At 63.9% G+C, this 21,340-nt stretch carries 22 protein-coding genes; 7 read left to right on the top strand and 15 right to left on the bottom strand.

The annotated features are described in order from the left end of the window. Nucleotides 1-2: 2 nt before the first annotated feature. Nucleotides 3-416, bottom strand: coding sequence for an Hsp20/alpha crystallin family protein (locus tag C453_RS16240; protein ID WP_008326114.1), 414 nt, complete (start codon nt 414-416; stop codon nt 3-5). A gap of 134 nt (nt 417-550) precedes the next feature. Between C453_RS16240 and C453_RS16235 the strand changes: the two genes are divergently transcribed. The 4 genes from C453_RS16235 (at nt 551) to C453_RS16220 (ending at nt 5,382) form a co-directional block, all read left to right on the top strand. After that, complete coding sequence (locus C453_RS16235; RefSeq protein WP_008326113.1) at nt 551-1,849, top strand: molybdopterin molybdotransferase MoeA; 1,299 nt, start codon at nt 551-553, stop codon at nt 1,847-1,849. Then, a complete protein-coding gene (locus tag C453_RS16230; RefSeq protein WP_008326112.1) occupies nt 1,846-3,735 on the top strand; it encodes a molybdopterin biosynthesis protein in 1,890 nt (629 codons plus the stop codon). Before C453_RS16235 ends, C453_RS16230 begins: the two co-directional genes overlap by 4 nt. A gap of 101 nt (nt 3,736-3,836) precedes the next feature. Next, nucleotides 3,837-4,589, top strand: a complete 753-nt coding sequence (locus C453_RS16225; protein ID WP_008326111.1) for a response regulator — start codon at nt 3,837-3,839, stop codon at nt 4,587-4,589. A 70-nt stretch (nt 4,590-4,659) separates the two neighbouring features. Next, the gene (locus tag C453_RS16220) at nt 4,660-5,382 is read left to right on the top strand and encodes a methyltransferase domain-containing protein (RefSeq protein ID WP_008326109.1); all 723 of its coding nucleotides are present in this window, start codon (nt 4,660-4,662) and stop codon (nt 5,380-5,382) included. On the opposite strand, the gene C453_RS16215 is transcribed toward C453_RS16220, so the two are convergent. From C453_RS16215 to C453_RS16175, 9 genes are all read right to left on the bottom strand, one after another. Continuing rightward, entirely contained in the window at nt 5,340-6,008 is a 669-nt protein-coding gene (locus C453_RS16215) for an HAD family hydrolase (protein WP_008326107.1), read from the bottom strand. The genes C453_RS16220 and C453_RS16215 overlap by 43 nt on opposite strands. 78 nt (nt 6,009-6,086) lie before the next feature. After that, complete coding sequence (gene lwrS / locus C453_RS16210) at nt 6,087-6,461, bottom strand: LWR-salt protein (RefSeq protein WP_008326106.1); 375 nt, start codon at nt 6,459-6,461, stop codon at nt 6,087-6,089. A gap of 10 nt (nt 6,462-6,471) precedes the next feature. Next, on the bottom strand, nt 6,472-6,747 hold the full coding sequence (locus C453_RS16205; RefSeq protein WP_008326105.1) for a 4a-hydroxytetrahydrobiopterin dehydratase: 276 nt from the start codon (nt 6,745-6,747) through the stop codon (nt 6,472-6,474). An 84-nt stretch (nt 6,748-6,831) separates the two neighbouring features. Next, nucleotides 6,832-7,308, bottom strand: a complete 477-nt coding sequence (locus tag C453_RS16200) for a hypothetical protein (protein WP_083881612.1) — start codon at nt 7,306-7,308, stop codon at nt 6,832-6,834. 98 nt (nt 7,309-7,406) lie between these two features. Continuing rightward, the gene (hemA, locus tag C453_RS16195) at nt 7,407-8,804 is read right to left on the bottom strand and encodes a glutamyl-tRNA reductase (RefSeq protein WP_008326103.1); all 1,398 of its coding nucleotides are present in this window, start codon (nt 8,802-8,804) and stop codon (nt 7,407-7,409) included. Further along, a complete protein-coding gene (locus C453_RS16190) occupies nt 8,801-9,448 on the bottom strand; it encodes a precorrin-2 dehydrogenase/sirohydrochlorin ferrochelatase family protein (RefSeq protein ID WP_008326102.1) in 648 nt (215 codons plus the stop codon). The genes hemA and C453_RS16190 overlap by 4 nt, the downstream gene beginning before the upstream one ends. Nucleotide 9,449: 1 nt before the next feature. Continuing rightward, nucleotides 9,450-10,511: a siroheme decarboxylase subunit beta gene (gene ahbB / locus C453_RS16185; protein ID WP_008326101.1), complete on the bottom strand. Its 1,062-nt coding sequence runs from the start codon at nt 10,509-10,511 to the stop codon at nt 9,450-9,452. 93 nt (nt 10,512-10,604) lie between these two features. Further along, the gene (locus tag C453_RS16180; protein ID WP_008326100.1) at nt 10,605-11,003 is read right to left on the bottom strand and encodes a DUF5778 family protein; all 399 of its coding nucleotides are present in this window, start codon (nt 11,001-11,003) and stop codon (nt 10,605-10,607) included. A 48-nt stretch (nt 11,004-11,051) separates the two neighbouring features. Next, nucleotides 11,052-11,990 carry a response regulator gene (locus tag C453_RS16175; protein ID WP_008326098.1) on the bottom strand — a complete coding sequence of 313 codons (939 nt, stop codon included), beginning with the start codon at nt 11,988-11,990 and terminating at the stop codon, nt 11,052-11,054. Between the two features lie 101 nt (nt 11,991-12,091). On the opposite strand from C453_RS16175, the gene uppS reads away from it, so the two are divergent. Continuing rightward, nucleotides 12,092-13,036 (top strand): polyprenyl diphosphate synthase, encoded by a 945-nt coding sequence (gene uppS, locus C453_RS16170; RefSeq protein WP_008326097.1) that lies wholly within the window; start codon nt 12,092-12,094, stop codon nt 13,034-13,036. A gap of 31 nt (nt 13,037-13,067) precedes the next feature. On the opposite strand, the gene C453_RS16165 is transcribed toward uppS, so the two are convergent. The 3 genes from C453_RS16165 to C453_RS16150 all read right to left on the bottom strand — a co-directional run bounded on the left by C453_RS16165 (nt 13,068) and on the right by C453_RS16150 (nt 17,041). After that, nucleotides 13,068-14,426: a serpin family protein gene (locus C453_RS16165; protein WP_008326094.1), complete on the bottom strand. Its 1,359-nt coding sequence runs from the start codon at nt 14,424-14,426 to the stop codon at nt 13,068-13,070. A 75-nt stretch (nt 14,427-14,501) separates the two neighbouring features. Further along, the gene (locus C453_RS16160; protein WP_008326093.1) at nt 14,502-15,863 is read right to left on the bottom strand and encodes a serpin family protein; all 1,362 of its coding nucleotides are present in this window, start codon (nt 15,861-15,863) and stop codon (nt 14,502-14,504) included. A 569-nt stretch (nt 15,864-16,432) separates the two neighbouring features. Beyond that, on the bottom strand, nt 16,433-17,041 hold the full coding sequence (locus C453_RS16150; RefSeq protein WP_008326089.1) for an undecaprenyl diphosphate synthase family protein: 609 nt from the start codon (nt 17,039-17,041) through the stop codon (nt 16,433-16,435). Nucleotides 17,042-17,152: 111 nt separating this feature from the next. On the opposite strand from C453_RS16150, the gene C453_RS16145 reads away from it, so the two are divergent. Both C453_RS16145 and C453_RS16140 read left to right on the top strand, forming a co-directional pair. Further along, entirely contained in the window at nt 17,153-18,466 is a 1,314-nt protein-coding gene (locus C453_RS16145; RefSeq protein WP_049907759.1) for a DUF92 domain-containing protein, read from the top strand. A gap of 8 nt (nt 18,467-18,474) precedes the next feature. Continuing rightward, nucleotides 18,475-18,879 carry a GNAT family N-acetyltransferase gene (locus C453_RS16140; RefSeq protein ID WP_008326084.1) on the top strand — a complete coding sequence of 135 codons (405 nt, stop codon included), beginning with the start codon at nt 18,475-18,477 and terminating at the stop codon, nt 18,877-18,879. A 6-nt stretch (nt 18,880-18,885) separates the two neighbouring features. Here C453_RS16140 and dnaG read toward each other — a convergent pair whose 3' ends face one another. Both dnaG and C453_RS16130 read right to left on the bottom strand, forming a co-directional pair. Further along, complete coding sequence (dnaG, locus tag C453_RS16135) at nt 18,886-20,319, bottom strand: DNA primase DnaG (protein WP_008326083.1); 1,434 nt, start codon at nt 20,317-20,319, stop codon at nt 18,886-18,888. Between the two features lie 152 nt (nt 20,320-20,471). Continuing rightward, a complete protein-coding gene (locus C453_RS16130; RefSeq protein WP_008326080.1) occupies nt 20,472-21,209 on the bottom strand; it encodes a sugar phosphate isomerase/epimerase family protein in 738 nt (245 codons plus the stop codon). Between the last annotated feature and the right edge of the window lie 131 nt (nt 21,210-21,340).

The raw sequence follows: 21,340 nt of genomic DNA, 5'->3' as shown, positions 1-21,340 counted from the left end.
CGTCAGGCGCCGTCGTCACCGGTTTGCGTCCTGTGGGCCGACGAGGCTTCCTCGGAGTCGTCGCCGGCGGTAATTGGGATGGTCCGCTCGGGGGCGGCCGCCCGCTTCGGGAGGCGAACTTCGAGGACGCCGCGTTCCATCGTCGCCTCGGCGTCGTCACCGACGGCGTCCGGCGGCAGCGGGAGTTCGGCGTCGAGGAACAGCGGGCGCTCCTCGCGGACGTAGTCGAACTCAGATGGGAGGTGCTTGTCGCGTCGCGCTTCGACGACCAGTCGTCCCTTCTCTACGCGGAGGTCCGCGGTCTCTGCGGTCACACCGGGGAGGTCGAGGACCAACAGATACGCTGTTTCGGACTCCAACAGGTCGGCGAACACCGCGTCCGGCAGTTCGGACAGCGCGTCGCGCAGTGTTGACATGAACGGTTCTTAGGAGGGAGGGTCGAAAAACCCGACGGTCCCCCACATGCACGCGGGGGAATTGATGCGGCAAAACCGACCGCCACTACCGGGTCGAGGCCGGTGCTTTTTGTCTCCGGCACCGAAGGAGAGCCATGGTTCACGACGACCGGCGCACGGCCGGGTTCAAGGAGCGAACGCGGCTCGCAGACGCTCGCGAGACGCTCCTCGCGGCAGTCACGCCACACGAGCGGACAGAACGTGTCGAACTGGTCGATGCCGACGGTCGCGCACTCGCGGAACCGGCCGTCGCCCCGACCGACGTTCCCGGATACGACCGCGCTGCGATGGACGGGTACGCCGTCCGCGCCAGCGACACCTACGGAGCCAGCAGCCGCAGCCCGGCTGTCCTCCGTGTCACCGACGACAGCAACGGCGACAGTGACGACAGCGACGGCAGCGACCGAACCGTCACGCCCGGCACTGCGATTAGGGTCCACACCGGAAGCGACGTTCCAGACGGTGCAAACGCCGTCGTCAAGGTCGAAGACACGGAACGCGTCGGCGACGAACTGGAGGTCTTTCGAGCACTCGCCGAGGGGAAGAACGTCGGCGAGCGCGGCGAAGACGTCCGCGAAGGAGAGACGCTCTTCGACGCCGGACACGAACTACGCCCCTCTGACCTCGGATTGCTTCGGTCTGTCGGCGTCGAGGACGTCGCCGTCTACGAACGCCCGCGCGTCTCGGTCATCCCGACCGGCGAGGAACTCGTCGAATCCGACCCCGACCCGGGCGAAGTCATCGAGACGAACGGGCTGACCGTCTCACGACTGGTCGAACGCTGGGGTGGCGAGGCAACCTATCGAGACATCGTCGTCGACGACGCCGACCGCCTGCGCGAGGCCATCCAGTCGGACCTCGACCACGACGTGGTCGTCACGACTGGCGGGTCGTCTGTCGGCGAGCGCGACCTCGTCCCCGACGTGGTCGCCGAACTCGGTGAGGTGCTCGTCCACGGTGTCGCGCTCAAACCCGGCCATCCCGTCGCGCTCGGGGTCGTCGAGGACACGCCCGTCGTGATGCTTCCGGGCTACCCGGTCGCCTGCATCGTCAACGCCTTCCAGTTCCTTCGCCCGGTGCTGAAACACGTCGGCAGGCTCACCGACCATCCTGTCCCGACCGTCGAAGCCACGCTCACTCGGAAGATACCGAGTTCACCGGGGACGCGGACGTTCGCACGGGTCCGACTCGACTACGAAGGCGGTGACGACTCCCGAAACGACGACGACGCTGCCACCAGCGACACACCCACTGCGGAGCCGACCCGAACGAGTGGGTCGGGAATCCTCTCCAGCGTCGCGCGCTCTGATGGCTGGGTCGTCGTCCCCGAGGAGTTGGAGGGGTACGACGAAGGCGAAACCGTAACCGTCGAGGGATGGGAGTGGTCCGCATGAGAAAACAGTTCCGCGACCTCGCCGCGCCGGAGGAAGCGCGCGAGACCATCGCGTCGCTCGAACTGACGCCCGACGCGGAGACGGTTCCACTGGCGGAAGCTCGCGGGCGCGTTCTCGCCGAGCGAATCGACGCCGAGATAGACGTCCCCGGATTCGACCGCGCGAGCATGGACGGGTACGCCGTCCGCGCCCGCGACACCTTCGGCGCAGACGAGGCAGACCCAGTCGAACTCGAACTCGTCGGCGAGGTCCACGCTGGCGTCGAACCCGATGTGGAAGTCGAACCCGGAACCGCGGTCGAGATTTCGACCGGGGCGGTGATGCCTCCCGGAGCCGACGCCGTCGTCATCGTCGAGCGAACCGAGGAGCGCGACGACACGCTCGTGACCTACACCGCCGTCGCGCCCGGGGATAGCGTGATGCCCGCCGGGACGGACATCGCCGCCGGTGCCCGCGCACTCGGCCCCGGAACGCGTATCACGCCCCGCGAAATCGGCCTGCTCTCGGCGCTCGGACTTGACGAGATTCCGGTTCGCGGCACGCCAGTCGTCGGCATCATCTCGACCGGCGACGAACTCGTCCGCCCGGGCGACGAACTCCACTCCGAGCGAGGCGAAATCTACGACGTAAACTCCTACACTATCGCCGCGGGCGTCGAGGAAGCCGGTGGCGTCCCAAAGTTCTACCCCCACGCTGGCGACGACTACGAGGAGATGGAGCGCTTGCTCCGACAGGCCGCCGAGGAGTGCGACCTCGTCCTCTCGTCGGGGTCGACCTCGGCGAGCGCCGTAGACGTCATCTACCGGGTCGTCGAGGAACGCGGCGACTTGCTCCTCCACGGCGTCGCGGTCAAGCCCGGCAAACCCATGCTCGTCGGCACGCTCGGCGAGGGAAGCGCCTACATTGGTCTCCCGGGGTACCCTGTCTCCGCGCTCACTATCTTCCGAACCTTCGTCGCGCCCGCCATCCGCGACGCTGCCGGACTCCCAGAACCACGGACTGCGACTATCGAGGGGTCGATGGCCGTCCGCGAGCGCTACGCCGAAGGCCGGATGCGACTCATGCCCGTCGGCCTCGTGACCGACGGCGACGGCGAGACGCTCGTCTACCCGGTGGACAAAGGCTCCGGGGCGACGACGAGCCTCGTCGAAGCCGACGGCGTCGTCGAAGTCCCGCCGGACGTGGAGTATCTCGCCGAGGGCGAGTCGGTCGAAGTCCAACTCTTCTCGCCGGACGTTCGCCCGCCTGAACTTCTCGGTGTCGGCGAGGACGACCCCGCGCTCTCGCGCCTCCTCGACCGTGTTCCGTCACCGCGCTATCTCGCTGTGGGCTCGCGCGAAGGCCTGCGCCGACTCCGAGACGGTGTCCCCGACGTGGCGGTCGTCGCTGGCGACACGGACCGTGATGTCGATGCTGTCGAACTCGGGTCGTGGACGCGCGAGTGGGGCCTCGTCGTCCCCGCGGGCAACCCCGAGGAGGTGTCCGACCTCGGCGACCTCGTCGATTCGGACCTTCGGTTCGTCAACCGGGATACGAACTCCGGGCTGCGGACCGCGCTGGGGAACGCCGTAGCCGACCTCGCGGACGAACGTGGCACGACCCGCCACGAACTTGTCGGGGCCATCGCCGGATTCGAACGAGCGACGAAAGCGTTCGAGAGTCCCGCCCGCGCTGTGCAGTCGGGGCGGGCAGACGTCGGTCTCGGACTCGCGGCGACCGCCGACTCACTCGGGATGGGCTTCGTCTCGCTCGGCGTCCAACCAGTCCGCGTCCTCGCCGACCCCTCCCGTGCAAGAAAACCGAGCGTACAACACCTGAAACGGGTCGTTAAGGGTGGAGCCGACGTACTCGATTCGCTCGACGGGTACGAGTTATCCGGCATATAATCATAAGAAATGCTATAATTCCCGGGAACTGAATAATTCTGCCATTTGTGAAATATAAAAAATGTGTAACGTTTTTATCCTCTCGGATGGTATTGACTACCATGCAATCTCAGTTGACGGTCCTTCACGCAGACGACGACCCGGGGATGCTTGCCCTCTCGAGGGCGGCATTTCGGGAAGTCGAGGCCGTCACCCTACTCACCGCCGAATCCGCGTCTGAGGCTATCGATATCGTTTCGTCTCCTTCGACACCGGTCGATTGCGTCGTGAGTGACTCACTCGTCTTACCGAACGGCGTCTCACTCGTCGAGGCAGTTCGCGAGGAGAACGAAGAGATGCCTATCTTCCTGTTCACCGCGAAGGACTGGGGCGAAGTCGAACAGGTCGCGACCGCTGCGGGCGTCACGGAGTACGTTCAGAAAGCGGGACCGGGCGACCTCTCGACGGTTCTCCAGCGAGTACGGGGTATCGTCGAAACGGACGGCGACGACGTCGATTCAGCGCTCAAGATGGGCTCTTCGGCGGTCGGTGCCGCCCTGACGGAACACGAGACTGCCGCTTCGACCGCGACACTCGGCCTCGCGGAGGACTGGGAACTCATCGGTCAGTGGCTCGGTGACGAAGAACTCGGGTTGGTCATCGTCGAGGCAGTGGAGTCGTACGCCGGCCTGTCGGCTATCAAAGACCCGCTTTTCGAGTCTATCGACACTGACTCGCTCGAATCGCTGATTCGCCCGCTCGTCGAGAACACAGAGCGTCCGGGTATCGAAGTTCGATTCCCCTACGGAGAACTTCAACTCGCAGTGACGAGTTCCGGCGACATCCTTGCACGCCCGCTCGACGAGGCGACGTGACGACCGCACCGCCCTCCGAGGCAGAGACAGAGGCAGGAAGTTAGACGGCGGTGGAGCGGACCAACGAACTGTGACTGACGGCGACCGTGGCCGTAGGCTCTACGACTGGTGGAGTCGCCACCAGGGCGTGTTTCGATTCTTCTCTCGGCTCTTTCTCGCGGGACAAACACACCTTCGTGAGCGGGCACGTGCAGCCCTCGATTTGGATTCGGGAGACACCGTCCTCGACGTCGGGTGCGGCCCCGGCGTCAACTTCGACGCACTGCGTGCTGCTGTCGGCGACGAAGGAACGGTTCTCGGACTCGATTACAGCGACGGAATGACAGTCGCCGCACGAGAGCGAATCGAGCGCGACGACTGGGCGAACGTCCACGTCGTCCGCGCTGATGCTGCTCGGCTTCCGGTGTGTACGTCGTTCGACGCTGCCTACGCGACGCTCTCGTTGAGTGCGATGGCGAAGCCAACACAGGTCATCGACAGTGTCTACGACGCGCTCGCTCCCGGCGGTCGGTTCGTCGTCTTCGATACGCGTCCGTTCCCGCGACTCCCGCTTTCGCTTCTCAATCCGCTTTTCAACCCGCTTTCGAAAGCGGCGACGAACTGGCATCCAGAACACGACCTCCTCTCACTGCTCGACGCTCGGTTCGACTCGGTTCGGTTCACGGACGCGAACGCCGGGACGTTGTTCGTGGCTGTCGCGACCAAACACGACGCAGACGGCCGGTCACTCCGCGCTTCGGTACCGGTTTCTCACCAGGACCGCGCGAGTTCGTCGAACGTCTCCACTCGGTAGTCGCCGAGCACACAGCGCCCGCGGAAGTCGGGACCGTGGCGTTCGATGTGAATCCCGTCTAACGAGGCGTTCCACGCCGCGCCGATGTCGCTTTCGCCGTCGCCAGCGAGGACGCCCGCAGTCCCGCCGTCGGACCGGAGTCCGTCGTCGACTCCGAGTTGCGAGACGGCCTGTTTCACCGGGGCTGCGTCCGGTTTCCAGCCGGTTTCTTCGGTACAGCAAACTACCGTGTCGAACCAGTCGCGGATGTCGAGGTGGTCCAAGACGGGGTCGGTGAGGAACTGCTGGCAGTGCGTGACGATTCCCACGGGGCGGCCCGCGTCGTGGATATCGTCGATGATTCGGGCCGCGTCCTCGTGGAGATACGTGGCTTCGGCCCGCTTCATCGGGTCTTCTTCGCGGTGGAACGCCGGCCAGAACTCCTTGGGGTCGATACCCCACTCGCGGAGCGTCGGGTCTCGCGCACCGCCGAGGCCGTGCCAGATAACTTCCGCTTGTCGGTTGGTGAACTCGTAGCCGAGGCGGTCGCCGACGCGGTCGAACACGTCACGCGTGTACGCCCAGTCGGCGTCGACGAGCGTGCCGTCGAGGTCGAACAGCCAAAAGTCGTAGGTGGAGGGACTCATTCGGACTACGAGATAGGTCACGTCCAAATAAAGGTATTCCGCCGCTGAACATCAGCCAAGTCACCCCGATTGAGCCACTCAGTCGTCTGCTTCGACGTGAATCGCGCTCCCGAAGTACTTGTGCAGCGCGTCGCGCACCGAGTCGGCGTTGAACTCGTCAAGGTGTTCGCCGACGGCAGCCCTGAGTTCGTCCAACGACGCTTCGTCGGTGCGCAACTCCGCGAAAGTACACGACTCGACGGGGACATCGACCCACGACGAGGCGAGTTTTCGGGCGTAGACGGGGTCGTTGACCTCGCCGCGCCAGAGCACGTCGCGGAACAACATCCAGCCTTCCTCACCCGGCGGTGGCGGGGTCACACGGACTGTCGTCTCGAACGACGCCGGCTCTGTCTCGATGGTCGGCATCGTTTCGAGGCGGAACTCCACCCGAAACACGTACGTGAGTGTCATCGCCCGAGTGTCAGAACTCGTCGTCGAACAGGTCGGCGAGTCGCAGGTCTTTCTCGGTGATTCCGCCTTCTTCGTGGCTCGTGAGGCGGACTTCGACCGCTTCGTACCGAATCGTAATCTCGGGATGGTGGAACTCTTCTTCGGCGACTTCCCCGACGCTGGCGGCAAACGCGACCCCATCGAGGTAGTCGTCGAACTCGTAGACGCGCACGATTTCGTCGTCGTCGCGTTCCCAACCTGCCCCGAGTTGGCGGTCGACTTCGTCTGGAGAGAGAACCTCAGCCATAGCGGATATGTCGCGTGGCAGACCGATAAGGATTCTGCCGACCCGGGGGACGTGGGAGTCGTTTCGCTGGCAACACCTCCGGTTTCACCGCTTTCGCAGGACGAATCCCGGGCCAGTCAGTGTCCATCGGCCGTCACGACGCCGGACGACCTGCCCGGTGACAGAGAGTCGGTCACCGCACTCGACGGTCGTCTCGGCTGACGCACCGCGTTCGCCCACGACGGCACCGGCGGGTGGGATTCGAACGTGGACCGCCCCTGTGGGGTCTTCGAGGACGAACGGGCGCGTCGCTCGGCCACTGGCGACTCCGGCGAGTCTGGCGTTCGCGTCGGCCGTCCACGCTTCGAGTGCCGGTCCAGTGCCCACGACGTCGGCAACCGTCCCGACGACTGTCGCTCGGGCGACGTCGTCGAGGTCGGCCACTCGCCGCCGAGGTGCCGAGGCGACGAGTCGGCGACGACGCCACGCGCGGACATGGGCGGCGATTCTACGGCCGAATCGGCAGCGGCGAGCACTCGAAGCGTACTGGAAGGGTGACCTGTCTGTGGACGAAGCGAACATCGAGACGGTCTGGACTCGGATTCGAATAAAAAGGTTCGCAGCCACGCCGACCGCGACGTCCGGCGCTCGCGTCTCAGTCGTCAGGGGACACTCGCGCTTCAGTCGTCAGAGAGCTGTTCGAGGACGCGTCGCGGCAGTTCGTCGTCCGACTCCGCCCGGTCGCTGTTCTGGTCGGGACGTGACCCCGATGCGCCGAACGAGGGGCGTTTCGATTCGCCCTGTTCGTCGGGTCTCCGCGTCGGAATGTCGTCGAATCCCGGGTCGAACAGGCGCATCGCGGTCTGGATGGTCGTCCAGTCGTCGTCGCCCGCGGCGTCACGGAGGCTCTTGGTCGGGGCAGCAAGAATCTGGCCGACGAGCGCGTCCGCGAGCGACTCCACGGTCTCGCGTTGCTCGTCGTTGAGGTCGCCCTGTGCTTCTAACTTCGAGAGCGCGGTCGAAACCTCGCGACGCTTGACGTACTCGGCCGCCTCGTACATCGAACTGATGGCCTCGTCGGCCCGCTTTCGCTTGTAGGCGGCCAAGAGCCGGTCGAACTCCTCGTCTATCATGACTTCGACCTGCTGTGCAGCGCGTTCGCGCTGGACCTCGGTCTGGTCGGTCACGGTTTCGAGGTCGTCGATGTCGTGGACGATCACGTCCGTGAGGTCGTCGACCGCCGGGTCGACGTCCCGCGGTTGGGCGATGTCGATGAGCATCGTCTCGCCCGCGTCGGCGAGCGTTGCCGCCTCGACGACGTAGTCAGGGCTGCTGGTCGCGGTGATGACGAGGTCGGCCGCAGCGATAGCCGACTCGATAGTATCGAGGCCCGTCGCCTCGGTCGAACCCGGAAGGTCTTCGACGAGACTCTCGGCGCGGGCGACCGTGCGGTTTGCGACCACCAATTCGGCCACGTCCGCGGACGCGAGGGCCTGTGCCGCGAGGGTACCCATCTCGCCCGCCCCGACGACGAGAGTCTGAGCCGTTTCCATCGGGTCGTCGAGTTCCGAGCGTGCAAGCCGGACAGCCGCGCTGCCGAGCGAGACCGCTCCCTCGTTGATTGCCGTCTCGTTACGTGCGCGCTCGCCGACGTGGACTGCTTTCAGCAGCGCGTCTTCGAGCATCGGACCGATACCGCCGACGTCGCGAGACGCCTCGATGGCGGCTTTCACCTGCCCGATAATCTGGTCCTCACCGAGGACCAGCGATTCGAGCCCCGCCGAGACGCGCATGAGGTGGCGAAGGCTCTCTTCGTGGTCCATGTGTCTGACGCCCCCATCGCGAACCTCGGGGGCGAAGTCGTCCAGCGCGCGGCGGCCGTCGGCGGCGTCCTCGGTGACGACGTACGCCTCGGCACGGTTACACGTCTGTAGCGAAAACGCCTCGGTGACGCCCTCCTGTGCGAGGAGGTAATCGACGACGGTCTGTACGTCGTCTTCGGAAGCGCACTCTATCTCCTGGACGCTCGCCCGGTCGTGGGCGACGCTGACGCCGGAGATGACACCCGCGCTCCTCATAACTCACCTCGCTGTGTGTCCTTAATCACGCGCGCTGCCTCTCGCCGGGGGTTTGCGTCCCCACTACGTAAAGCCTTCCAAACTGACGGGTCCCGAACCACGGCGCGAACCGCATCACGGCGCTCTGTCGGTGACATGTCGGACGCTTTGAGGTCGGCCCGAATCTCGGCAGTCAACTCGGCCATCGCGCCCGCACCGTCGAGTTCTGCTTCGATACGCTCGCGGAGGTGCTTCGACAACGCCGGACTCGCCCCGCCCGTCGTAATCGCAACCGACACGTCGCCGTCGTCGACTGTGGCGGGCACGACGACGCTTCCAGCATCTCGCTCACCGCTCCGGTCGGCACGGTTGACCAGTGCCCCTGCGTCGCGGGCAGCGGCGACGATAGCGTCGTTTACGTCGGTGTCACTCGTCGCGGCGACGACCAGTGCGGGTTCGAAACGGTCGACCCAGTCTGTCACGTCGTCTGGGTCTGGTGCCGCCCGGACGAGTTCTGCGTCGCCGAAGTCGCGGTCGGCGAAGTCGGGACTGACGACGACAGTTCGCGTTTCGCGGGCGAACCGACGGGCCTTGCGGGCACCGACCGGGCCGCCGCCAAACACGAGGATGGTCTCACCGCCGAAGTCGTGCACCAGTGGAATCATCTCACTCCGTGTTCGCTGCTGCTCGTTCGTCCAGTCTGATTCCCGTCTTCTTCAGGATTCGCGTCGAAAAGAGGGTGTCCCAGTCGTCGTCGCCAACCTCCCAGTACTCGCCCATGACTTCGCGAACGCGCTCGATGCGTTCCTCGCTTTCTGCTTCCGACCGGCCGTGGGTCATCGCGAAGAAGTTGTACGGCCAGACGCCCTCGTGCCGGGGGCGACGGTAACAGTGGGTGACGAAGTCGAGGGCGGCGATTTCGGGGCCGACCTCCATCACGAGGTCGTCGGGAACGTTCCAGACTGTCATGCCGTTCTCGGAGTAGCCGAGCGCGTAGTGGTTCGGAATGACGCCGACGCGGCGCACCTTTCCCTCCAGATTGAAGCGCTTGATGGTCTCGACGACCCACTCGGTGTCCTGTCCGAGCGCGTCGGCGACGTCGGCGTACGGCGTCTCCGTAATCGGGAGTCCGCCCTGAATCTCTAAGACAAGGTCGCGCTCGTCGGGCGTGATGGTTCGTTCGTCGGTCGGTTCCACGTCGGGGCCGAGATGCGAGAGGTCGAGGTCGCCGTCGGGGACGGGACCATCGAGGAGGAACTTCGCGCCGACGTGGAACTCGTGGCGCTTCGGCATGTTGTAGGTCTCTTGGCCGGTCTCATCCTCGATTTTGCCCAGTACCTCGTCGACGCGGGCTTCGTCGGCGACGGAGACGACGAACCACATGTTCAGATGCGGGTGCTCGCGTTCGTAGTTGTGCGCGACTTCGCGGTGTGCGTTTACCTGTTCGGCCACTTCGTCGAACCGCTCCGGCGGTGCGTGCATGGCGACAAGGGTCGCCGTTCCGCCGATTTCCTCGGCGTTGACGAGTGCTCCGAACCGCGAGAGGACTCCGTCTTCGTCGAGCGTTCGAACGCGTTCACAGAGGTCCGTTGCACTCACGTCCACTCCCCGCTCGCGAAGCGCTGCGGCGGCGGGTTCGAAGGGGCGTTCGACGACGGGGAAGCCACCCTGGAAGGCGTTGACGATGGCGCGGTCGAGAGGAGAAAGTTCCGCGTCCGCCTGTTTCATAGAGGTGTCTCGGGATGCGAGGGGAATAAACGCCTCGCTTGTTCTCAGAAGGGAGAGACCGCCGCGAGAGTCGGACAGTCCCGAAAAACCGGCTCAGGGAACGGGCGTGACGCGGTCGACGTGGTCGAGGTCGGCGAGGTCCTCGACGATGGCGTCGTGGTCGGCGGTCGCCTCGTAGTAGAACACGAGGTCGAAGGTCCCGTTGCGGAGGAGTTGCTGGCACTCCCAAACGAACTCGTCGTCGTCGACCGAGAGGCCCTGGAACTGGTTCGACGAGAAGTCCGTGTCGTCGTTTCCGGCGTAAATCCACGCCTCACCTTTGTCAGCGTGTCCGGAGATAATCTCGTTAATCGAGACGGTCAACTCCTGCATTTCGAGGTCTTCCTGCCCGGAGAGGTCGGTGTGGATGATAGCTCCCACGAGTTCGATGTCGCCCGGTTCGATGAGCGCGAGCGTGCGCTTGTAGAGGTCCTCGTCGATGGTCTCACTCATGATTGACTCTTCTCGGGGAGGTACAAACGGGTGGCGATTCGCCCCGATTTAGACGACTGTCTCGATTCGCCGTGCGAGGCGCGCGTAGCCTTCGTCGCCCATCGACTTGGGGACGTAATCTGTCACGCCCGCTCCGATAGCGTCTGCCGCGATAGTCTCGCTCCCACGACCGGTGTAGAGGATAAACGGGAGGCTGGCATCGCGGTCGCGAACGCGGCGAAGCAACTCCAACCCGTTCATTTTGGGCATCGAGTAGTCGCTGACGAAGCAGTCCACGTCGTCGTGTTGGACCGCTTCGAGCGCCTCGTTCGGGTCGTCGTACGCGACGTAGTCGTATCCGTCGGCGAGCGCTGAGAGACGATGGCAGACCAACTCCGCGAGGTTCGGTTCGTCGTCGACGACGACGACAGTCGGTCTGTGCGTCGATTCGAGTTCCACAGACGGCGTCGTCTGGAGGTGCCTGATGAACAGGTTTCGGTGTCGAGCCTGCTCGAATGCGACCGCTATCGACCCCGAGTCAGCACCGAGCACGACCGCCTGCTCTTCGCGGCTAATTCGGGTGATACTCTCGTACCGGAGGCGGGCAGTCCGACCATCGCAGTCGACCGCGACGCCCTCTCGCGTAACTGCCAGCGACCCAGATTTGCAGGTCTCGTCGACCGTAACGACACACGAGGCATCCGCGAGCAGTGCCTTGACGAAGAGCACTCGGAACCGGCCGATAGTGTCCTCGTCACCGCCGATTGAGACGATTTTCTGCTGGTCGTTTTGGGTCGTTCCGACGACGAGTTCACGCTCTGTCTCGCCGTCGTCGGGGATGCGAACGACGAAGTCGAATACGACCGACAGCGGAATCGACACGCTCTGCCCGTCGGGTGACTTCACAACGAGCGCATCGGGCGTGAGCGTGACGACCGCCGATTGTGCACGCTCGAACGATGGGCCTGCCACTGTCGCCTCGAACTGGGCGAGCGTGGTGTCCGCCATAACGTCTGTATATTCACGAATTTGGACAAGAATCTGTCGGGCAGGACACGGGTGCGTTCGAACCCACAAGAAACATACGTCACGCAGGTTACTCATCGAATATGCTTGGGTGGGTTCGACGTGGTTTTCGGCGCGCGTACGAGCGCGTTCTCCGGCGTGAAATCGGAGACGGACCGACCCACGTCGCGATAATTCAGGACGGAAATCGTCGCTACGCCAGAAAGCACGGCGACGACGCCTCAGACGGTCACCGGGCGGGGGCTGAGACGACAGAGCAGGTGCTCGAATGGTGTGAAGAACTCGGTATCGAAGAACTCACGCTCTATACCTTTTCGACCGAGAACTTCGACCGACCGCCCGAACAGCAGGAAGCGCTCTTCGACCTCATCGAACAGAAGTTGTACGACTTCGCCGACGCGGACCGCGTCCACGAGCGCGAAGTCTCGGTCCGCGCGATTGGCGAGGTCCACATGCTGCCCGACCGCGTCCGAGACGCCGTCGAGTACGCCGAGTCGCGAACCGCCGCCTACGACGGCTTCACGCTCAACATCGCACTCGCCTACGGCGGCCGAGCCGAACTCCTCAGCGCGGCGCGAGACGTGTGTCGCGCAGTCGAGTCCGGGACCATCGACCCGGCGGACGTCGACGTAGAGGCAGTCGACGAGCGCCTCTCTCGGAAAACGGTTCGAGACGTGGACCTCATCATCCGCACTGGCGGCGACGAACGGACCTCGAACTTCCTGCCGTGGCACGCCAACGGGAACGAGGCGGCCGTCTACTTCTGTGCGCCCTTCTGGCCGGAGTTCTCGAAAATCGACTTCCTCCGCGGGATTCGAACCTACGAGTCGCGGGAGAAGTCGTGGCAGCGAACCCGGACCGAGCGCGCCGTGGCGCTGGTTCGCGCCGTCGCCGAAGTGGAGTTAGCAGACGCGCGTGCCGTCTCCGGGCGGCTACGCGGGCAACTCCCCTCCTCGGGGGCAGACGAGGTCTCCGCCGAGTTGGAGCGGCGGACACAAGAGTCTCGAACCGAGAAGTCTGCTGACTGAGGATTCCTGGGCTGAGACTGGTACTAGAAGCTTATTCGCTTCCCTGTGCGTTTCCAGCGTCGGCGACCCGACCGAGGAAGAGCACCGCGTCTGTCGGCCGGTCGCGAATCGCGAAGAGGAACGGCCGGTCGAATCGGAGTTCACCCCACGACGGCGGCAGTGACTCTTCGACGAGCACGGCAGTCGCGGCGGCGGCCTCGGTTCCTTCCTCGTCCACTGAGACGAACGACTTGTGGAACACTTCGTCGATGTGGAGCCCGGCGTCGCCTCCCGCGACCATTCCGCTGAAGTCGGCACCCGCACCGAACGGGGCAGGCATCCCGAGGTCCGAAAGCGCCTTCGAGAGTTGCACCTCGGTCTCGAACTCGAATTTGGGGAAGACGAGCTCTCCGATACTGGTGCCCAGTTCGTCGAAGATGCCGAACAATTGGCTCGCGTCGAGGTTCTTTTCGAACTCCTCGAAGGTTCCTTCGTCGGGGAGAATGAGCACCATCGACACCTCCTCGCCGACGTAGGGGAGTTCGATGGCCTGCGCACCGGGAAGGTCCGCGTACTGGGTCTTCAACTCCTGTCGCATGAGCGGGACGGTCGATTCGGACCCATCCAGCGCGGTGAACGTCCCATCGGTGGTCTTCTCGGGGTCGAACTTGTGCAACCACTCGGCCATGAAGTAGATAGCATTGGTGAGCACGAGCACCGTCTGCGGCGAGATGGCGTCCGCTGGCAGCAGGTTTTCGATGCGGTCTTCGGTTGCATCAGCGACCCAGCCGTTGATGCGCTTTCGTTCGCCGTCGGGGTCGCCGGTGAAGTCTGCTTCCCGGAGTCCAGCCCCGTAGTACTCTTCCAGCAACGCGAGATAGTCCTCGGAGAAGGGATAGCCCTCCCGACCCCACAGCGCATTTGCCACGGCCAGTTGGAAGGCGTCCACTTCGGACCCGTCGATGGGGTCCATCGCAGTCTGTCGCTGCTCCAGCGCGGCCTGCAGGTCAGAAAAGGCCGGATGGATATCCTCGCCGAGGGTATAGTGGAGTACTTCTTCCATCTGCTTGCGGGTGTCTCCCCGGGCACCGGCGTAGGTCATCGCAAGTGCAACTGAGATGCTGTAGGGTGAAAGGAACTGGTTGCCGCCATCTTGGCTGGCGAGATGCGTGTGCAGGTCGAGGGCGAATGCGGCGTTCCCGGACGCGAGCGCAGCTAACTGCTCGTCGTCCACGCTTGGTTCGCCCGTGGGCGGTTCCCCTGTCGGTTCTTCGGTCGTCTGTGTCGGCGGCGCTGTCGTGGTCTCTGTGTCAGTTTGGGTCGTCGGACCTCCCTGTCCGTCACCGGTACATCCCGCTATCGTCGCAGCGGCGAGGGCACCCGACAGCGCAAGTAGTTCGCGCCGGTTCATACTGGTGATTTCACTCGTCCGACAATGTGTTTTCTGTAAACTCAGATGGGCGTTTGTGTTATCGCTTCGCTGGCGTTACTCGCTTCCTTGCGCCGCCCCGGCGTCGACGACCCGGCCGAGAAAGAGCACCGCGTCGGTCAGCCGGTCACGAATCGCAAAGAGGAACGGGCGGTCGAATCGGAGTTCGCCCCACGACGGCGGGAGCGAGGTAAACCCGATGACCGCTGCTGTTGCACCTGCCGCCTCGGTCCCCTCTTCGTCCACTGAGACGAACGCCTCGTGATGCACATCGTCGATTTTGAGGTTTTGCTGGCCGTCCGCGGACATCCCGCTGAAGTTGGCAGCCCTCTCGAACGCGACGGGCATCCCGAGGTCCGAAAGCGCCTTTTTCAGTTGGACTTTCGTCTTGAATTCGAATTTGGGGAACACGAGCGTCCCCTCCGCGTCGCTCAGTTCGTCGAAGATGCCGAATAGTTGGCTCGCATCGAGGTTCCTTTCGAACTCCTCGAAGGTGCCTTCGTCGGGGAGAATCAACACCATCGAAACGTCTCCACCCACGTAGGGCAACTCAACGGCCTCTGCGCCGGGGAGCGATGCGTAGTTCGTCCTGAGGTCCTGTTGCATCATCGGAACCGTCGATTCCGAACCATCCAGCGCGGTGAACGTCCCGTCTTGGGTCTTCTTGGGGTCGAACTTGTGCTCCCAGTTCGCCATGAAATAGATGGCGTTGGTGAGCACGAGGGCTGTATCCGGGGTGATAGACCCTGCTGGCAGCAGGTTCTCGATTCGATCTTCGGTCTGGTCAGCAACCCAGTCGTTGATACGTTTTCGCTCGTCGTCAGGGTTGTTTGCGAAGTCCGCTCGCTGCAACCCTGCGCCGTAGTGTTCCTCCAGCGACGCGAGGAAGTCCTCGGAGAAGGAGTACGCTTCTTGCCCCCAAAGTGCGTTCGCCACGGCCAGTTGGAAGGCATCCAATTCCTCTTCGCTCCCGGGGCCGGTGGCAGTCTCGCGTTTCTCCAGCGCACTCTGGAGGTCAGAAAACGCCGGATGGATATCCTCGCCGAGGGTGTAGTGGAGGACCTCTTCCATCTGCTTGCGCGTCTCACCCCGAGCGCCAGCGTAAGTCATCGCCAACGCGACCGAGATGCTATAGGGTGAGAGGAACTGGTTTCCGTCGTCTTGGCTGGCGAGGTGCGCGTGTAAATCGAGGGCGAACTCGGCGTTCCCGGACGCGAGCGCGGCCAATCGCTCGTCGTCTACACTCGGCTCGCCAGCCGGGGGTTCGTCTGCCGGTGTCATGGTCATCTCTGTCGGTGGTGTTGTCGTGGTATCCGCGTCGGTCTGCGTCGTCGGGTCTGCCTGCCCACTGCCGGTACACCCGGACAGCGTCGCGGCGGCGAGGGCACCCGACAGCGCAAGTAGTTCGCGCCGATTCATAGTACAACTGTCAGCTACCTAACGATGTGCTTTCTGTAAACTCAGATGCGCGTTTGTGTTATCCAGTGTAGACGCTCGAGGATTCGATTGCAGACTATCGAGGACGGTGTCTCTGTGTCGGCGCAGAGCGAATCCGTCGTCTGTAGGCTCTCCAGCCAGACATACCAAGCATCCCAGCGCTTACTCCTCCGAATAGCGAGATAGCCACGCCCTCGTATTGCGGGCCGAACAAGAGTATCGTCGCACAAAAGACCACAGACGGGAGCCACGACCGCCAGTCATCGAATTGGAATTCGGCGTACAACCACGGAAACACGAGAATTGCACCGACGACGACCCACTCCCACTGTATCGGTTCCAGTGGAGGGCCGAGCAAGAGCACGAAGAGGAAGGTGAGTGGAAAAATACTATCCTCTCTTTTCACCCACTTGGTCGGGTGCTCGGTCTGGAGGGCGTCCATACGAAAAAGACAATGTAGTAACAAGTATATGTGTGTCTTTGTTTCCCTGCGAAGACATCTCGACTATCGCCCACCTCACCTCGCCGACGAAGCCGACGCGAAGTTCGGCCTACCGCCCAAATCTCCGCTGTCTGTCCTGATAATCCCGCAACGCCCGCAGGTAGTCCCGCTTTCGGAAGTCCCGCCAGTTCACGTCTGTGAAGTACAGTTCTGCATACACCGACTGCCAAATCATGAAGTCCGAGAGGCGCTCTGCGCCGGTCTTGACGACCAAATCGGGTTCGTCGGGGAACACCAGACGCTCTTCGACCTCTTCGGCGTCGATGTCGTCGGGGTCCAACTCGCCGTCGTCGACTTCTTCGGCCAACGACCGAACGACGTTTGCGAACTCGCGTTTGCCACCGAGGCCGATGTTCACCTGTACGGGTTCGTCGACGCGTTCGGTGTCGCCGGGTTCGCGGACTGCGACGGGATGGGGACTCTCGATATCGCGGAGTTCGCGCGAGAGAGTCGGAATCACTGCTTCGTCGAGGACGCTCACGGAGACGGTGACGCGCTCGGTGCCGTGCTCGAACGCCCAGTCGAGGAACTCGGCGAGCGTGTCGTAGGCACCCTGTTCTAACAGGTCGCGTTCGGTGATGACGACCGCGACGTGGTCCGGGGTGTCGGCACTGTCGAATCGAAACCGGAGGGCGAGGTAGTAGTCGTACAGTCCCACACGATGTCGTCGCGCCGCGGACGCCCCTAATGCTTCGGGTTCGCCGTGGGAGCCGTCCCCGAAGTCACCGATGTCGGGAGGGTTAAGTGCGCGTCGGGGAAACCGAACGATGTGACTTCCACACTACGGCGAGCGGGTGGATTCGCGGTTGTCGGGACGTTGGCCCTCGCGGCCCCCAGTCTCGGCTCGGCCGCGTTTGCACCGTTCGCCGCAGTCGCGCTCTTGGCGGCCTTCGTCATCGACGACGGGCCGCTGTTCGAGCTGTTCGCGCGACCGGGAGACCGCGAGGACGGCCGTCTCAACGGACTGGCCGGATTCGCGCTCGCCGCGACCGGACTGGCACTTCTCGCGACGGTCCCCCGGGTCAAGATGCCACTCACGGCGTTCGTCGCTGCCGTGTTGGTACTCGCCTACGGGAACCTCGGAGGGCGACTGGCTGACGCTCGCCTCGACGACGAGTTCTTGCAGACCGCCGGATTTGTCGGCGCGGGACTCGTGGCCGCGACTGTCGGCCAATTGGCCGTCGCCAACGTGACGGGAGCGCCAGCGCCGCTCGCTCGGTTTACGTTCGTCGCAGCACTGGGCGCTCTCGTCGCTGCACTCCTCCGAACGGCCTTCTACGAGCGCGACGACCCGCTGGTCATGATTACCGTCGGGTTCGTCCTGTGGGGTGTCGAAGTCCTCGCAGGCCCCGTCTCACCCACCCAGACCGGCATCTCCATCGCGCTGACGGTCGCACTCGGTTATGCCGCCTACGCGCTCGGAACCGCGTCACTCGCCGGGATGCTCACGGGCGTCCTTCTCCTCTTGGTTGCCATCGGTCTCGGCGGGTTCGGCTGGGCTATCGTCCTCGTCTCGTTCTTCTCTATCGGCGGCCTCGCCACCAAGTTCCGCTACGACCACAAGGCGGAACGCGGCGTCGCAGAGAAGAACGAAGGGGCTCGCGGGACGGGCAACGTCCTCGGCAACTCTGCGGTGTCGCTCGTCGCGGTCGTCGGCTACGCTGCCACACAGACTATGGGGCACAATCTCGGTAGCAACCTCTTCATCCTCGCGTTCGGCGGCTCCGTCGCCGCCGCGATGAGTGACACGCTCTCCAGCGAAATCGGCGGCCTGTTCGATAACCCGCGGCTCATCACGACGTTCAAGCCCGTTCCCCCGGGAACCGACGGCGGTGTCACGTGGCAGGGCGAAGTCGCCGGTATCGTCGGTTCGGCACTCGTCGCCGCGCTCGCGTACGTCCTGTTGCCGCTTTCGACTGAGCCTGCTGCACTCGCGGTGCTCGTCGGCGGCGTTGCGGGCATGACAGTCGACAGCCTCCTCGGCGCGACCGTCGAAGGCTCCGGCCTCGGCAACCAGGCGGTCAACTTCCTCGCGACCCTCGCCGGGGCGCTGGCAGCCGTCGTTGCGTGGCTTCCGCTGTAACTGTGCCTGTGAGACCTGCGCGTCCGGGCGACCGCTCGGCTCTCTCGTCGCTCCAGCGACTCATCTCTGAGCCGTCGCCCGAACTTCTCGATGCGTGGCCAGCGGTCGGGACAGTTCTCGTCTCTGTCGATACTGCTGACCGCCCGGTCGGGTATCTTCTCGCCACCGGCGACCACATTGCCGAACTCACAGTCTCACCCGATGCACGACGCGAGGGGCGTGCCACCGCGCTGGTCGATGCACTCCGAACCCGGCGAGGAGACGCGTCGCTCACCGTGTTGGTGCATCCCGACAACGAAGCCGCCCGAGCGTGTTACGAGGCTCTCGGATTTCGCCACGATGGGCGCGTCGCCGACGCGTTCGAGGACGCCGACGCGATTCGGCTCGTGTCCGACTCGCCCGACCAGCGATGAGTCGTCTCAGGCGAGCAGCTGGTCAGCCGTTCTGACGCGGACGCTAACGGGCTTTTTGACGAACTCTCCGATAGAACGCCCGACGACGTGCTCGACGCCGCGCTGGGCCGCGATATCGACGAGTTTCTGACTCGTTTCGCCGTCGACGACCACGAGCAACGGCACCGATTCGATGTCTTCGAGCGCGTCGTACACTGCTTCGACTGCGACTTCTTCGAGGAGGTCGAGTTCGTCGTCGAGGAAGCGAGCGCGGCCACTCTCTTCGGTGACGACTTCGCGCACGTGGTCGGCGAGCGACTTCGATTCCGGAACCTGTTCGTCGGCGGTCGTCTCAGCTGTGGTGGCAGCCTCCGGCGGTGCACCGGCGAGGACCTCCGGTTTCGGAATCGGTTCCTCTGCTGTGGCGTTCGGCGGCTCGCTCGTCGTTTCGACGGTTATCGTTCCGCTGTTATCCGATTCTGTCTCGGTGGTCGCATCGGTGGTCGAGGTAGCGGATGCGTCGGTACTCGGGGCGGCGGATGTGTCGGAGGTTGAGGCGGCCGACGTGTCGTCAGGACCTGGTGACTCCGGTCGTGAGTCTGAATGCACGCCCGACGCGTCGCCAGCGGCTGCGACAGCCGCCCGCAAGTCGCCGTCGTCCGGCAGTGCCGAGAAGGCAATCTTGTTCCGAAGAGACCGGAGCACGTCGCTCCGGTCGAGGTCTTCGACCGACTGCCCGTCTGGTGCGAACGCGACGTAGTCCACGTCGCCGACCTGTGCGAGTTCCCGAAGGATGAGTTCCCCCCCGCGGTCGCCGTCGAGGAAGGCGGTGACTGTCCGGTCCTGGGTGAGCGATGCGACTGCGTCGGGGACGTTCGTCCCCTCGACCGCGACGGCGTTCTTGATGCCGAAGCGGAGGAGCGTCAGCACGTCGGCACGGCCTTCGACCACGATGATTGCGTCGGAGTCGGTGACACGTGGTCCGGCCGGAAGTCCGTGGTACTCGGAGATGTCTTCGACGCGGACACTCTCTTTGACCTCTTCGAGAATTTCGGTCGAGGACATCACGGTGTCGTCGAAGGATTCGGTGAGGAGTTCCTTCGCCCGCTCGACGACCTTGCGGCGTTTCGCCTCGCGAACGTCTTCGATACTCGTGACCTCGATGGCCGCCTGACAGGGGCCGACGCGGGTGAGCGTCTCCAGCGAGGCCGCGAGGATGGCTGTCTCGACCTTGTCGAGACTGCTCGCGATGGTCATCTGGCCGAACGAGTGGCCGTTTTCGGAGTCTATCTGTACGTCTATACGTCCGACTTTGGAGGACTGCTGGAGGTCACGGAGGTCGAGTTCGTCGCCGAGCAACCCTTCGGTCTGCCCGAAGACGGCGCCGACCACGTCGCTCCGTTCGACAACTCCATCGGCGGAGATTGAAGCGTGGATGAGGTATTTTGCGGTGTCGTCCATTGGTGAAACCCCCCTGCAGGGGGTGGTGTGATGATGATGGTGATGATGCTGTTGCAGGTCGCTCCTGCGAACGTCGTTATATAAATTGTGCTGCAGGGAAATATCTATCGCGGCTGGTGTGTCGGCTCGGTAATTTCCTTCGTAACAGCGCTCTATCGGTAGGTAGCGAACGTCTCGCCGGCGTCTCGACAGAACTCTGCTGGGTCGTCTGGGTCGTCGTGTTCCGCGATGACCCACTCGACGAACTCGGCGTCGGCTGCGGCGGCCAGACAGTTGTCGATGTCCAGTTCGCCCTCACCGAGTGGGACGGGACGCCCGCCGCGCTCGGCCGCGGAATCGATGACCACGTCTTTGAGGTGGACAAGCGGCGTCCGGTCGGCATACGTCGTCAGATAGCTGACCGGGTCGTAGCCAGCGGCCAGAACCCATGCGAGGTCGAGTTCGAATCCGATGCCTGAGTGGTCGGCCAGTCGGTCCAAGGCGGGTCCACCGTCGACTGACCGGAGTTCGTGCTCGTGGTTGTGATAGAGGAGCCTGATTCCTCGGTCGTCACACCGGGCAGTCAAGTCGTCGAGACGGCGTGCTGTCTCGTCTACCGAGTCGGCGTCGGCGAAGTCTTCCGGTGGAAGATACGGGACGACGAGCGTCTCGACTCCCAGTTCCCCGTACTGTTCGCACACCGCGTCGAGGTCGGACTCCAACTCCTCGATTGGGACGTGGGCGGCGGGCGCGTCGAGTCCCGTCTCCGAAAGACTCGCTCGAATCGCATCGGTGTCGTCGAGCCCTGCGAACTCGACCCCGTCGAACCCGGCGTCGGCAGCACGCTCGACCAGTTGGGCTGTCGATTCTCCGAGATTTCGGAGTGAATAGAGCTGAATCCCGAATTCCATACGGGTTCCTCGACCCGCATCGAGGAAATTGTTTCCACCACACTGGACGAGCAGGGAAGTTCGACGTAGACGATTGAAGAAAATTCTTCTTCAGTAGCTCCCGACGTAGGAGAATAGAGTAACATTTACGT

This window comes from Haloferax elongans ATCC BAA-1513 (genome assembly GCF_000336755.1).
In the GTDB taxonomy this organism is placed as follows: domain Archaea; phylum Halobacteriota; class Halobacteria; order Halobacteriales; family Haloferacaceae; genus Haloferax; species Haloferax elongans.
Note: the sequence above shows the minus strand (reverse complement) of the source record. Positions and strands in the feature narration are given on the sequence as shown.

Bases quoted from the DNA above. Each gene is read 5' to 3' on its own strand.
- C453_RS16240 (WP_008326114.1), bottom strand. From the start codon at position 416: ATGTCAACACTGCGCGACGCGCTGTCCGAACTGCCGGACGCGGTGTTC.
- C453_RS16235 (WP_008326113.1), top strand. From the start codon at position 551: ATGGTTCACGACGACCGGCGCACGGCCGGGTTCAAGGAGCGAACGCGG.
- C453_RS16230 (WP_008326112.1), top strand. From the start codon at position 1,846: ATGAGAAAACAGTTCCGCGACCTCGCCGCGCCGGAGGAAGCGCGCGAG.
- C453_RS16225 (WP_008326111.1), top strand. From the start codon at position 3,837: ATGCAATCTCAGTTGACGGTCCTTCACGCAGACGACGACCCGGGGATG.
- C453_RS16215 (WP_008326107.1), bottom strand. From the start codon at position 6,008: ATGAGTCCCTCCACCTACGACTTTTGGCTGTTCGACCTCGACGGCACG.
- lwrS (WP_008326106.1), bottom strand. From the start codon at position 6,461: ATGACACTCACGTACGTGTTTCGGGTGGAGTTCCGCCTCGAAACGATG.
- C453_RS16205 (WP_008326105.1), bottom strand. From the start codon at position 6,747: ATGGCTGAGGTTCTCTCTCCAGACGAAGTCGACCGCCAACTCGGGGCA.
- C453_RS16200 (WP_083881612.1), bottom strand. From the start codon at position 7,308: ATGTTCGCTTCGTCCACAGACAGGTCACCCTTCCAGTACGCTTCGAGT.
- hemA (WP_008326103.1), bottom strand. From the start codon at position 8,804: ATGAGGAGCGCGGGTGTCATCTCCGGCGTCAGCGTCGCCCACGACCGG.
- C453_RS16190 (WP_008326102.1), bottom strand. From the start codon at position 9,448: ATGATTCCACTGGTGCACGACTTCGGCGGTGAGACCATCCTCGTGTTT.
- ahbB (WP_008326101.1), bottom strand. From the start codon at position 10,511: ATGAAACAGGCGGACGCGGAACTTTCTCCTCTCGACCGCGCCATCGTC.
- C453_RS16180 (WP_008326100.1), bottom strand. From the start codon at position 11,003: ATGAGTGAGACCATCGACGAGGACCTCTACAAGCGCACGCTCGCGCTC.
- C453_RS16175 (WP_008326098.1), bottom strand. From the start codon at position 11,990: ATGGCGGACACCACGCTCGCCCAGTTCGAGGCGACAGTGGCAGGCCCA.
- uppS (WP_008326097.1), top strand. From the start codon at position 12,092: ATGCTTGGGTGGGTTCGACGTGGTTTTCGGCGCGCGTACGAGCGCGTT.
- C453_RS16165 (WP_008326094.1), bottom strand. From the start codon at position 14,426: ATGAACCGGCGCGAACTACTTGCGCTGTCGGGTGCCCTCGCCGCTGCG.
- C453_RS16160 (WP_008326093.1), bottom strand. From the start codon at position 15,863: ATGAATCGGCGCGAACTACTTGCGCTGTCGGGTGCCCTCGCCGCCGCG.
- dnaG (WP_008326083.1), bottom strand. From the start codon at position 20,319: ATGGACGACACCGCAAAATACCTCATCCACGCTTCAATCTCCGCCGAT.
- C453_RS16130 (WP_008326080.1), bottom strand. From the start codon at position 21,209: ATGGAATTCGGGATTCAGCTCTATTCACTCCGAAATCTCGGAGAATCG.